Annotated in this window: 13 protein-coding genes; 7 read left to right on the forward strand and 6 right to left on the reverse strand. The window is 63.8% G+C overall.

Annotated features, from left to right (window positions below; all coding sequences use genetic code 11):
- Positions 1–28: 28 nt before the first annotated feature.
- Positions 29–496 (forward strand): Lrp/AsnC family transcriptional regulator, encoded by a 468-nt coding sequence (locus ACWTU7_RS05625; protein WP_029354039.1) that lies wholly within the window; start codon positions 29–31, stop codon positions 494–496.
- Here the strand turns inward: ACWTU7_RS05625 and ACWTU7_RS05630 are convergent.
- From ACWTU7_RS05630 to aztA, 4 genes are all read right to left on the reverse strand, one after another.
- Entirely contained in the window at positions 493–831 is a 339-nt protein-coding gene (locus tag ACWTU7_RS05630) for a TIGR01244 family sulfur transferase (protein WP_029354037.1), read from the reverse strand. The genes ACWTU7_RS05625 and ACWTU7_RS05630 overlap by 4 nt on opposite strands.
- A 153-nt stretch (positions 832–984) precedes the next feature.
- A complete protein-coding gene (gene aztC / locus ACWTU7_RS05635) occupies positions 985–1923 on the reverse strand; it encodes a zinc ABC transporter substrate-binding protein AztC (RefSeq protein WP_455838076.1) in 939 nt (312 codons plus the stop codon).
- 22 nt (positions 1924–1945) lie between these two features.
- Entirely contained in the window at positions 1946–2821 is an 876-nt protein-coding gene (gene aztB / locus ACWTU7_RS05640; protein ID WP_455838294.1) for a zinc ABC transporter permease AztB, read from the reverse strand.
- Entirely contained in the window at positions 2821–3627 is an 807-nt protein-coding gene (gene aztA, locus ACWTU7_RS05645) for a zinc ABC transporter ATP-binding protein AztA (RefSeq protein ID WP_455838077.1), read from the reverse strand. Before aztA ends, aztB begins: the two co-directional genes overlap by 1 nt.
- Before the next feature lie 224 nt (positions 3628–3851).
- Here aztA and ACWTU7_RS05650 point away from each other — a divergent pair, with 224 nt between their 5' ends.
- A complete protein-coding gene (locus ACWTU7_RS05650) occupies positions 3852–4196 on the forward strand; it encodes a RidA family protein (RefSeq protein WP_095521795.1) in 345 nt (114 codons plus the stop codon).
- 172 nt (positions 4197–4368) lie between these two features.
- Here the strand turns inward: ACWTU7_RS05650 and hutC are convergent, their stop codons facing one another.
- Positions 4369–5115 (reverse strand): histidine utilization repressor, encoded by a 747-nt coding sequence (hutC, locus tag ACWTU7_RS05655; RefSeq protein WP_455838078.1) that lies wholly within the window; start codon positions 5113–5115, stop codon positions 4369–4371.
- A complete protein-coding gene (locus ACWTU7_RS05660; protein WP_455838079.1) occupies positions 5112–6464 on the reverse strand; it encodes a formimidoylglutamate deiminase in 1353 nt (450 codons plus the stop codon). Before ACWTU7_RS05660 ends, hutC begins: the two co-directional genes overlap by 4 nt.
- A 100-nt stretch (positions 6465–6564) precedes the next feature.
- Between ACWTU7_RS05660 and hutI the strand changes: the two genes are divergently transcribed.
- From hutI to ACWTU7_RS05685, 5 genes are read left to right on the forward strand one after another with little or no spacing between them, the layout of a single operon-like run.
- Entirely contained in the window at positions 6565–7800 is a 1236-nt protein-coding gene (hutI, locus tag ACWTU7_RS05665) for an imidazolonepropionase (protein WP_455838295.1), read from the forward strand.
- Positions 7797–9338 (forward strand): histidine ammonia-lyase, encoded by a 1542-nt coding sequence (gene hutH / locus ACWTU7_RS05670; RefSeq protein ID WP_455838080.1) that lies wholly within the window; start codon positions 7797–7799, stop codon positions 9336–9338. The genes hutI and hutH overlap by 4 nt, the downstream gene beginning before the upstream one ends.
- Complete coding sequence (gene hutG / locus ACWTU7_RS05675; protein WP_455838296.1) at positions 9338–10156, forward strand: N-formylglutamate deformylase; 819 nt, start codon at positions 9338–9340, stop codon at positions 10154–10156. The genes hutH and hutG overlap by 1 nt, the downstream gene beginning before the upstream one ends.
- A gap of 39 nt (positions 10157–10195) precedes the next feature.
- Positions 10196–11866: a urocanate hydratase gene (hutU, locus tag ACWTU7_RS05680; RefSeq protein ID WP_455838081.1), complete on the forward strand. Its 1671-nt coding sequence runs from the start codon at positions 10196–10198 to the stop codon at positions 11864–11866.
- Positions 11867–11874: 8 nt separating this feature from the next.
- Positions 11875–12462 (forward strand): HutD/Ves family protein, encoded by a 588-nt coding sequence (locus ACWTU7_RS05685; RefSeq protein ID WP_455838082.1) that lies wholly within the window; start codon positions 11875–11877, stop codon positions 12460–12462.
- The last annotated feature ends 85 nt before the right edge of the window (positions 12463–12547 follow it).

The following is a 12547-nucleotide window of genomic DNA, read 5'->3' on the forward strand; positions in this document are numbered from 1 at the left end:
CGAACTGTGCACGTATGGAGACGAATCCATGGATGATGCGCGCATCGACCAGTTTGACCGCAAGATAATGGCTCTATTGCAGGGGGACGCACGGCTGACCAACAACGATTTGTCGGAACGGGTGAACCTATCGGCGTCGCAATGTTCGCGCCGCCGCCAGAGGCTGGAGGAGGACGGCTACATCAGGGGCTATCGCGCGGTGCTCGACCGCGACAAGCTCGGCTTCTCGCTGGTCAACGTCATCTCGGTGACGCTCGCCACCCACAACCGCGACAATGCGCAACGCTTCGGCGAATTGGTGGCGCGGCTGCCGGAAGTGCAGGAGGCACACGCGCTGACCGGCGAGATGGACTATATATTGAAAGTGGTGACGCCCGATCTGAAATCTCTCTCGGAATTCGTCAACGGCGTGCTTCTGCCGCACGAATCCGTGCAGCATGTGAAGACGGCGATCGTGCTCGAGACACTGAAGGAAACCGGCGCGCTGCCGATTTAGCCCTTCGACTGCTGGATCAGCCCATAAAGGTTGGTGCAGCGGGCGCCGGAACGGCAATAGGCGAACACCGGGCCTTCGAGTTCGTCGAGCGCCTCGGCCTGATCCTCGACGTTTTCGGCCGTGATCTGGCCGCTGATCACCGGGATGTAGCGGAAGGCAAGTCCGGCTCCCTCCACTGCTGCCTTGACGGTGTCGGCCGATGGCTGGCCGGGTTGCTCGTCGTCGGGCCGGTTGCAGATCACGCTCTTGAAGCCGGCGTTCTTGATGGCGGCGACGTCCTCGGGCTGGATCTGGCCGGAGACCGAATAGTCCTCGCTGATCTGACGGTATTCCATGGCTCTGTCCTCGCAATCTGAATTTAGCGGCAGTCTTGCCACTCCCTGGCATGGGCGGCAATCCGCATCGGGGGAATTCTCTGCCAAATAGATATTGCAGGCCGGAAAATCCAACCGGGGCGATAATGCCCCGATCGCATAGACACGCTCGAGTCAGCTTCCGAGGATCGCGCCTTTGATCTGGGCGATGTTGTTGTGCATCAGGTCGATATAGGTCGATGCCGGGCCGTCGGGCTGCGACAGCGCATCCGAATAGAGCGTGCCGCCCACCTTGATGCCGGTCTCGCTGGCGATCTGCTCGATCAGCCGCGCGTTGGTAATGTTCTCGATGAAGACAGCCGCCGCCTTGTTCTGCTTCACTTGGCTGACCAGCTTGGCGACGTCGGCAGCGGACGGCTCCGACTCGGTCGACACCCCTTCGGGGGCCAGGAAGGTGAGGCCATAGGCCTTCTCGAAATAGCCGAAGGCGTCATGCGAGGTGATGACCACGCGTTTCTCTTCCGGGATCGACTGGATTGCCGCCTTCACTTCGCCTTCGACCGCATCGAGCTTCTCGGTATAGGCAGCGGCATTGGCCTTGTAGCTGTCGCAACCGCTGGCGTCGGCGGTGCAGAAGGCGTCGGCGATGTTCTTCACATAGATCTTGGCATTGGCGATCGACTGGAAGGCATGCGGATCGGTGGCCGTTTCGCCATCGGTATGGGCGCCTTCAGCGGCATCGGCATCGGCGAATTCGGGTTTGAAGTTGATCGGCGTGACGCCCTTGGTCAGAACGGCGATTGCCGCCTTGGTGGCGCTGGCGTCGACCAGGCGCTGCAGAAAGCCTTCGAAATGCAGGCCGTTTACCAGCACCACATCCGCACTCGCCATCGCCACCGCGTCAGTCGGGCTCGGCTCGTAGACATGGGCATCGCCATCCGGCCCGACGATGGTGGTCAGATTGATGCGGTCGCCGCCGACATTTTTTGCGAAATCGGCAATGATCGTGAAGCTGGCGACCACTTTCAACGGCTCCGCGAGGGCCGATGACGCACCAAAGGCAGTTAACGTTATAACGCTCATTGCCAAGGCGGCGCGGATCGATTTCAGCATGGACAGCTCTCCTCTGTTGGGATCAGGCGGTTCTGTGGCGGTGATGGATAATGCGGGCGCGCAGGATACCGCGCGTGCCGAACAGGATCGAGGCAAAATAGACGACGCCCGCAGACAGGATGATGGCCGGGCCGGAAGGCAGCGACACGTGATAGGACAGAAGCAGCCCCGCGACGCAGGAGGCAAAGCCGATCAGCACCGCCAGCACGCACATCGGCTCGACGCGCATGGTCCAGAAGCGGGCCGCGGCCGCAGGCAGCATCATCAGCCCCACGGAAAGCAGCGTGCCGAGCGCCTGAAAGCCGCCGACCAGGTTGAGCACGACGAGGCCGAGGAAGATGAAATGCACCGGACTGCCTAACCGGCTGACCGAACGCAGGAACAGCGGGTCGAGACATTCGGCGACCAGCGCCCGCCAGAAGATGGCGAGGCTGACCAGCGTAACCAGCACGATGCCGCCGATCAGCGTCAGCGCTTCATTGTTGAGCGCCAGCACGGTGCCGAACAGCACATGCATGAGATCGACACTGGAGCCGCGGATCGACACCATCAGAACACCGATGGCCAGCGAAATCAGATAGAAGGCCGCCATCGAGGCATCCTCGCGCTGGATGGTAAAGCGCGAGACGGCGCCGGCGCCGAGCGCGACGATGATGCCGGCAATCAACCCGCCGATGGTCATCGGCAGGATCTCCAGCCCATAGAACAGGAAACCGGCGGCGGCACCTGGCAGGATGGCGTGGGCCATGGCGTCGCCGGAAAGGCTCATGCGGCGCAGCATCAGGAACACGCCGACCGGGCAGGCGCCGAGCGACAGCATCAGCGACCCGGCAAGCGCCCGCTGCATAAAGGCGAAATCGGCAAACGGAGCGATGAAAAGACCGTAGAGCGTGTCCATCATGCCGCCCTCGGCCCGGAACCGTGATGATGGTCGTGCCCATGATCGTGAGCGTGATCATCGTGCTCGTGGTTGTCGGGCTCGCACCAGGGCGCGTTCTCCTCCCAGGCTTCATGGAAGCGGCGCGCGCGCAACAGGTTTTCCGGCCGCAGCGTTGCCTTGGTTTCGCCCCAGGCGATCGGCTGGCGCGCCAGCAGCAGCGTCTCGGGGAAATTCTGGCGCACCAGCTCCAGGTCGTGAACGACCACCATGATGGTGCGCTCCTCACCATGCCAGCGCTTGATCAGCGTGATCAGGTCGCCGACGGTCTTGGTGTCGACGGCGTTGAACGGCTCGTCGAGTAGGATGAGATCGGCGTCCTGCAGCAGCACGCGGGCAAACAGCGTGCGCTGCAGCTGGCCGCCCGACAATGTGTCGATCGGGCGCTTTTCGAAGCCACCGAGGCCGACGGCCATCAGCGCCTGGCTAACCGAATCGCGATCTTCCCTGGTATGGCGGCCGAGCAGCCCGCGCCGTGGCCACAGGCCCAGGGAGACCAGATCGACGACCCTGGCCGGAAAGGAGCGGTCGAGCTCCGACTGTTGCGGCAGATAAGCGGCGCGCACGCCGGGCGCGCGGACAACCGTGCCGGCCATCGGCTTCAACACACCGACGATGCCCTTCATCAGGGTCGACTTGCCCGAGCCGTTGGCGCCGACGACGGCGGTCAGCGATCCCCGGCGGATCGTGCCGTCGAGATGATGGATTGCCGGATGGCTGTTGTAGCCCAGTGTCAGGTCGCGGAAGGTCAGGCAGGTTTTGGTCATGTGACGATCCGTGGGACACGACTAATACGGCAGCGGCGGTTGATATGTGATGTTATTACATTAGTCAACAAGTCAATCCGGCAGAATTGCGGCGACCGGAGCAATTTGGCGTGTGCCTATTTTCGCCCCACGCCTGCTGGCTCAAGAGGATTCGCTCATGCAACCTTGCCCCCGGTGGACCGCGACTCTAAAGAGGCGCGACCCACAAAGGAAGGAAACGTCCCATGAGCATTCGTCGCATCGATGTTGGCCCGCGCATGAGCCAGATCGTCATCCACGGCAATACCGTCTATCTGGCCGGTCAGGTCGGCGAGCCGGGCGGAAACGTCGGCGCCCAGACAAGGGACATACTGGGGGCCATCGACGAATTGCTGGCCAAGGCCGGCACCGACAAGACCAAGATCCTGCAGGCGATCATCTGGCTGGCCGACATGAGCACGTTCGCCGAGATGAACGCGGAGTGGGACAAGTGGGTGCCGCAGGGCCATACCCCGGCGCGCGCCACCGGCGAGGCCAAGCTTGCCGGACCGGAATATCTGGTCGAGATCATTGTCACGGCCGCGATCTGAGGCAGAGCTCTTTACCCTCCCCCCTTGAGGGGAGGTCGGCGAACAGTCGAAGCGAAACGGAAACTGCGAGACGGGATGGGGTCGGCGAAGCTGCACCGACCCCACCCGCGTCGCAAAGTGCCGCCCTGCGGCATTTGCTCCGCGACTCTCCCCTCAAGGGGGAGGGTAAGAGTTACCCCTGCGAAGGCGTGAATCTTGCCACCAGCGTGTGGCTCTCGGCCGCATAGGTGAAACGGACATGGGTGACGGGGTGCTCGGCGCTCCATGTCCGTCGCTCGACCACCAGGCACGGTGCGCCGGCCTCGATGTCGAGTGCCGCCGCAATGTGTCTGTCGGCGGCGACGGCGCGGATGCGGTGCTCGGCGGCGCTCCATGGCACGCGGGCGATCAGCCACGGCCCGGGCGCGATGGCATGAAATTCCTCGTCGGCGGCCTCGGCCACAGCGGCCAGGTTGATAAGCCGCTGTTCGCGGGCGAACGGCCGCTTGCCGGCGAAATGCCGGCATTCCAGCGCCAGCACAGGTCCGGCAGCAGCGAGGTCCAGCAAGGCGCGATCCTCCGCGCTGCTGCGCCTTTTGTGTCGCGCCACACGCTCGTAGCGATAGGGCAGGCCGAGCGCTTCGACCTCGATCCTGATGTCGTGGATTTCCAGCACCGCGGCTTGCGACTGCGGCCGCCGGACAAAGCTGCCGGAGCGGCGGCGGCGCTCGATCAGCCCGGCCTTGGCAAGCTGCGACAGCGCCTTGTTCACCGTCATGCGCGAACAGTTGTACTCGGCCGTCAGTTCGTGCTCGAACGGAATGCGGTGGCCGGGCGCCCAGGCGCCGGACAGAATCCGCTCGCTGATGTCGGACAGGATGCGCTGATGCAGCGAGAGAGACTGGCCGACGTCCACATCGATTGTCCCGATCATGCTCATGCCGAAAGCGCCGTCATCACCTTGCGAAAACGCTCGGCAATGGCATCGCGCCTTGCATGCCTGCCGCTGCTGACCAGTTTCTTGCCATGCACCCAGACGCAATCGACCTTGGTGCCGTTGGCGAAGATCCAGGCGTCGAGCACCGCATCGCCCGTCTTGCCGGCCAGCGAGGGATGATTGCCATCCAGCGAGACGAAATCGGCCGGGGCACCGGCGGCGATCCGCGAGAGACCTGCGCCAAGCGCGGCGCTGCCGCCGTCGAGCGCTGCATCGAACAGTGCGCGGCCGGTCGAACCGCCGGCGACCGCCAGCACGTTGCGGGCACGGTGGGCGAGGCGCTGCGAATATTCGAGCTGCCGCAATTCGTCGGGCAGGCCGATCAGCACGTTGGAATCGGAGCCGACGCCGAAGCGGCCGCCATGTTGTTTAAACAAAGGTGCTGCAAAGGTGCCGTCGCCGAGATTGGCCTCGGTGATCGGGCAGAGGCCGGCGATGGCCCCGCTTTTCGCCATGGCCGCGGTCTCGGTCTCGGTCATGTGGGTGGCGTGGATCAGGCACCAGCGCTTATCGACATTGGCATTGGCGAGCAGCCATTCGACCGGCCGCGCCCCGGACCAGGCAAGGCAGTCCTCAACCTCCTTCACTTGCTCGGCGATATGGATGTGGATCGGTCCGCCGGATACCATTGCCGCGATGTTTTCCAACTCCTCCGGTGTCACGGCGCGCAGACTGTGCGGGGCGATGCCGACGACCGCGTCATTCAAGGTGCGAACGGATTCGCGGCATTTCTCAACAAGCCGCGAGAACCGATTCACATCGTTGATGAATCGCCGCTGGCCTTCGTTCGGCGCTGCGCCGCCGAAAGAGGCATGCGCATAGAAGACCGGCAGCAGCGCCAGGCCAATGCCGGTGTCGGCAGCCGCGGCAGTGATGCGCTCAGCCATCTCGGCGACGTTGGCATAGGGCTGGCCGTCACGGTCGTGGTGGAGATAGTGAAACTCGCCGACCCGGGAGAACCCGGCCTCAAGCATCTCGACATAGAGCTGGGCGGCGACCGCCTCGACCTGGTCCGGCGTCATCGACAGCGCGAAGCGGTACATCACCTCGCGCCAGCTCCAGAAACTGTCGGCAGAAGGGCCGCGCAACTCGGCGAGACCGGCCATGCCGCGCTGAAAGGCGTGGCTGTGCAGGTTCGGCATGCCTGGCAGCAGAATGGCATGGCGTTCGTCGCCGGGCTGGGGTGTGGTGTTAGGTTCGACCGTGGCGATGCGGCCTTCACTGGCGACGATCCGGGCATTGGAATGCCAGCCGTCGGGCAGAAGCACCTGTTCCGCAAAGATCGCCGTCACGTTTTTCTCTCCGATTCCCTGTGTCCCGTGCAATGATACCACTTGCAGTGCATTTCAATATGTATATACATAATCGTCGCCGATTGAAACGGAAAAGATGATGGCTGGAGAGAGCAAAGGTAGGGCAGGGGAGGTTCGCCTCTGGCGCAATGCGCGTCTGGCAACCATGGCTGACAGCGCCGCCGCACTGGGTATCGTCGAAGACGGCGCGATCGCCGCGCGCGATGGCCTGATCGTCTATGCCGGCCCGGAAGCCGACATGCCGGCAGCGCTGGGGCAAGCAGCCGAGATTATCGATTGCGAAGGGCGTTGGATAACGCCGGGCCTGATCGACTGCCACACTCATCTGGTCCATGCAGGCAACCGCGCTAACGAATTCGAGATGCGGCTGGCCGGCGCGACTTATGAGGAGGTGACTCGAGCGGGCGGCGGCATCGTCTCGTCGGTCAAGGCGCTGCGGGCTGCCAGCGAGCACGAACTGGTTGCGCAGTCGGTGCCGCGCCTCAACGCGTTGATCGCGGAAGGCCTCACCACCATCGAGATCAAGTCGGGCTACGGGCTCGATCTTGAAAACGAGAGGAAATCGCTGCGCGCCGCGCGGCTCCTGGGCGAACATCGTCCAGTAACAGTGAGGACGAGCTTCCTCGGCGCACATGCCCTGCCGCCTGAAGCGAAAGGCGACAAGGACGCTTTTATCAATCTGGTCGCAAACGAGATTTTGCCGGCCGTCGCTGCCGAAGGCCTGGCCGATGCGGTCGATGGCTTTTGCGAGGGCATCGCCTTTTCGCCCGAGCAGATTTCTCGCGTGTTCGACGCGGCCAAGCCGCTAAGTCTGCCGGTGAAACTCCACGCTGACCAATTGTCCAATCTGCACGGCGCAGAACTTGCGGCGCGTTATGGCGCCCTGTCGGCCGACCATCTCGAATACACTGACGAGGCGGGTGCGGCGGCGATGGCGAGGGCAGGAACCGTGGCGACGATCCTGCCTGGCGCCTATTATTTCATCCGTGAGACCAAGAAGCCGCCGATCGGTCTGTTTCGCCAGCACGGCGTCAAAATGGCGGTCGCCACGGACTGCAATCCCGGCACATCGCCGCTGACCTCGCTGCTGCTGACCATGAACATGGCGGCGACTTTGTTTGGTCTGACTGTTGACGAATGCCTTGCCGGTGTCACCCGCGAGGCTGCCCGCGCACTGGGGCTGCTCGGACAGACCGGCACGCTGGAGGCCGGAAAGTCAGCAGATCTGGCGATCTGGGACATCGAGCGCCCGGCCGAGCTCGTCTATCGTATGGGTTTCAACCCGCTGCATGCCCGAATCTGGAGAGGACGATGAGCGAACTCAAACTCAAGCCGGGCAATACAACGCTGGCCGACTGGCGCGAAATCTATCGCGGCGCCGTGCCGAAGCTGGACGCTGCCTGCCGGCTGAAGATTAGGGCGAGCGCCGAGGCGGTTGCGCGGATCGTCGCCAGGGGTGAGCCGGTCTATGGCATCAACACCGGTTTCGGCAAATTGGCCAGCGTCCGCATTCCCCCCGCCGACCTCGAGACGCTCCAGCGCAACATCGTGCTGTCGCATGCCGCCGGCGTCGGCGAGCCGATGCCGGTTGCTGTTTGCCGGCTCATGATGGCACTGAAGCTTGCCAGCCTGGCGCAAGGCGCCTCCGGCGTTCGGCCGCAGACCATCGAATTGCTGGAAGCAATGCTGGCCAACGACGTCATTCCGGTGGTGCCGGCGCAAGGCTCGGTCGGCGCATCCGGCGACCTTGCGCCGTTGTCGCATATGACGGCGGTGATGATCGGCGTCGGCGAGTGCTTTACCCCGCATGGCCGGTTTCCGGCCAAGGTCGCTTTTGTCTCACACGGGCTGGAGCCGGTCACGCTTGGCGCCAAGGAGGGGTTGGCGCTGCTCAACGGAACGCAGTTCTCGACCGCCTATGCATTGGCCGCCCTGTTCGACGCTGAAGTGCTTTACCAGTCGGCGCTGGTCGCCGGCGCGCTTTCGACCGATGCCGCCAAGGGCTCCGACGCCCCGTTCGATCCGCGCATCCATCTGCTCAGGAAGCATCCTGGCCAGATCGAGACGGCAGAGGCGCTGCGCAAACTGATGGCCGGCAGTGCCATCCGTGAATCGCACCGCCTCGGCGACGAGCGGGTGCAGGATCCGTACTGCCTCCGCTGCCAGCCGCAGGTGATGGGCGCGGCGCTCAGTGTCCTGCGCCAGGCTGCCGACACGCTGGGCACCGAGGCCAACGGCGTCACCGACAATCCGCTGATCTTCGCCGAGGACGATACCGCACTTTCCGGCGGCAATTTCCACGCCGAGCCGGTGGCTTTTGCCGCCGACATGATCGCGCTCGCTGTCTGCGAGATCGGCTCGCTGTCGGAGCGGCGCATTGCCATGCTGGTCGACCCAGCGCTGTCGGGCATGCCGGCTTTCCTGACGCCGAAGCCCGGCTTGAATTCCGGCTTTATGATTCCGCAGGTGACGGCGGCAGCACTCGTCTCGGAAAACAAGCAGAAGGCTCATCCGGCCAGCGTTGATTCGATCCCGACCTCGGCTAATCAGGAAGACCACGTCTCGATGGCAGCGCATGGCGCGCGCCGGTTGATCGGCATGGTCGAGAATGCGACGGCCGTCATCGGCATCGAATTGCTGGCCGCTGCGCAAGGCTGCGATTTCCATGCGCCGCTGGCATCGAGTGCGCCGCTCGAAGCGGTGCGCAGGCTGGTCAGGGCCGAGGTGCCGCATCTCGACAATGACCGGCATTTCCATCCCGACATGGAAAAAGCCATCGCTATGGTGCGCAGCGGCGCGGCGGTGAGGGCGGCGAGCGCGGTGGCGCTGCCGACGATTTCTGGAGCCGCATGATGAACGAGCGCGACTGGCTTACCGTCCATGAGGGGACCAAGCCGCTGCTTGTCAGCTTGCCGCATACCGGCACCGATCTGGCTGGTTTGGAAGATCGGTTCGTTTCGCCGTGGCTTGCACGTCGCGACACGGACTGGTGGATCGAACAACTCTATGACTTTGCGGCCGATCTTGGCGCCAGCGTTGTTCGGACGTCGATCTCGCGCAGCGTCATCGACGTCAATCGCGATCCGTCAGGTGTTTCTCTGTATCCCGGCCAAACCACTACCGGTCTTTGCCCCACGGAGACGTTTGACGGCGATCCGCTCTATCGCCCCGGCTTGGAACCAGACGCTGAAGAGACAGAGCATCGGAGCCGTCGCTTTTTTTATCCGTATCACAGCGCAATTGCTGGAGAAGTTGCGCGGATAAAGGGCGCTCATGGCAGGGCCGTGGTCTATGACTGCCACTCGATCCGCTCGGTGCTGCCGCGGCTGTTCGAGGGGACGCTGCCGGTGTTCAATCTCGGCACCAATGACGGCAAGAGCGCCGATCCGGCCTTGCAGGCGATGGTCGAAGAGATCCTCGCCGGAACCGGCGAGACATACGTTGTAAATGGCCGCTTCAAGGGTGGCTGGATCACGCGCCATTTCGGCGAGCCGCAGAACAACGTCCACGCGCTGCAGATGGAACTGTCCAACCGCGGCTATATGCGCGAGCCCGAGGGCAAGGGGACGCCCGGCAATTGGCCGGTGCCTTATGAGCCCGCATTCGCCGCGCCGATCCGCGCCACGCTGAAGCGGATCCTGGAAAGCGCGATTGCCTGGGCCGGGCGCTGACGCTCCGCCGCGCAGCTCATTCGAAAGGAAAGTGACGCCATGACCGATCCTCGTCATAACATCCGCGAAGTCCGCAGCCCACGCGGCAGCGAGCTCAATGCCCGCTCGTGGCTGACGGAAGCGCCGTTGCGCATGCTGATGAACAATCTCGATCCGGACGTCGCCGAAAACCCCAACGAACTGGTCGTCTATGGCGGCATCGGCCGGGCGGCGCGTACCTGGAACGACTTTGATCGCATCGTCGCCTCGCTGAAGACGCTTGGAGATGACGAGACGCTTCTGGTGCAGTCCGGCAAGCCGGTCGGCGTGTTCCGGACTCACACCGATGCGCCGCGCGTGCTGATCGCCAATTCCAACCTCGTGCCGCACTGGGCGACATGGGAGAAATTCAACGAGCTCGATAAGAAAGGCCTGATGATGTACGGCCAGATGACCGCCGGCTCGTGGATATACATCGGCACACAAGGCATCGTGCAGGGCACCTACGAGACCTTCGTCGAGGCCGGCCGCCAGCATTACGGCGGCAATCTCAGGGGCAAATGGATCCTGACCGGCGGCCTCGGCGGCATGGGCGGCGCCCAGCCGCTGGCTGCGGTCATGGCCGGCGCCTGCTGCCTGGCGATCGAATGCGATCCCGACCGTATCGATTTCAGGCTGCGCACCCGCTATGTCGACGAGCGCGCCGACACGCTCGACGAGGCGCTGGAAAAGATCGAGCGCTGGACCAGGGCCGGCGAGGCGAAATCGGTCGGTCTGGTCGGCAACACCGCCGACATCGTGCCGGAACTGGTGCGGCGTGGCGTGCGCCCCGATATGGTCACCGACCAGACGTCGGCGCATGATCCGCTCAACGGCTATCTGCCCAAGGGCTGGTCGCTCGCCGAATGGCGCGAGAAGCGCACCAGCGACCCGAAGGCGGTCGAGAAGGCGGCGCGCGCGTCGATGCGCGAACATGTCGAGGCGATGGTGGCGTTCTGGAACGCCGGCGTGCCGACGCTTGATTACGGCAACAACATCCGTCAGGTGGCGAAGGAGGAAGGATTCGAGAACGCCTTTGCCTTCCCGGGTTTCGTGCCGGCCTATATCCGACCGCTGTTTTGTCGCGGCATCGGCCCGTTTCGCTGGGCAGCCCTCTCCGGCGATCCCGAGGACATCTACAAGACCGATGCCAGGGTGCGCGAATTGACGCCCGGCAACACCCACCTGCACAACTGGCTGGACATGGCGCGCGAGCGTATCGCCTTCCAGGGCCTGCCGGCGCGCATCTGCTGGGTCGGTCTCGGCGATCGCCACCGGCTCGGCCTCGCCTTCAACGAAATGGTGGCGAAGGGCGAGCTCAAGGCGCCGGTGGTCATCGGCCGCGATCATCTCGATTCCGGCTCGGTTGCATCGCCGAACCGCGAGACGGAATCGATGAAGGATGGCTCGGACGCCGTGTCCGACTGGCCGCTGCTCAATGCGCTGCTCAACACCGCCTCCGGCGCAACCTGGGTGTCGCTGCACCATGGCGGTGGCGTCGGCATGGGTTTTTCGCAGCATGCCGGCATGGTTATCGTCGCCGATGGCACGCGCGAAGCGGCCAAACGCCTGGAGCGGGTGCTGTGGAACGACCCCGCAACCGGCGTCATGCGCCACGCCGATGCCGGCTATGATCTCGCCATCGACTGCGCCAGGGAGCACCAGCTCAACCTGCCAGGCATCCTCGGCTGAACCGCGCCTTGCGCATTCTCCGGGCAGCCGAATACCGGTCTATGCCGTGGAAGAACGGCGGCGGGGTGACGACGGAAATCGCAGTCTCGCCCGCAGGTGCTGCGCTCGACGATTTTGACTGGCGCATCTCCATGGCGCGCGTCGAAAGCGGTGGGCCATTCTCCGGGTTTGCCGAAGTGGATCGAACCTTGACCGTGCTGGAAGGCGAGGGGATTGTCCTTGACATCGCCGGCCGCCCGGCCGCTACGGTGACCAAAGCTTCCGCCCCGCTTTCCTTTCCGGCCGATGTGCCGACGCAAGCGGCGCTGATCGCCGGTCCGATTATCGATCTCAATGTTATGACGCGGCGCGGACGGATGACCCATGCCGTCGAACGCGTGATGATTTCGACCTCGACGGATATCCACTCGGTGGCCGATGTGACTCTCATCCTGTGTTTTGACGGCGAGATCACGGTGGCCGGCGCGGCGCCTGTCCGCATCGGACCGCGCGATACGCTGTTGCTCGGGCCGGACGCCTTGAAGTGGTGCCTGGAGCCTGCGCGACCTGCGACGCTGTTCGTGATCCGCATCGATCGCGTTGCTGCAAACGATTAACGCCTGTTTCGAAACATGATCACAGCACCGGCGAAATATGCCGTAAGCTCAAGCCCAGATCACGAAAAAGCCCGAATCCTTCCGT

This window comes from Mesorhizobium sp. BHscii, assembly GCF_053848065.1.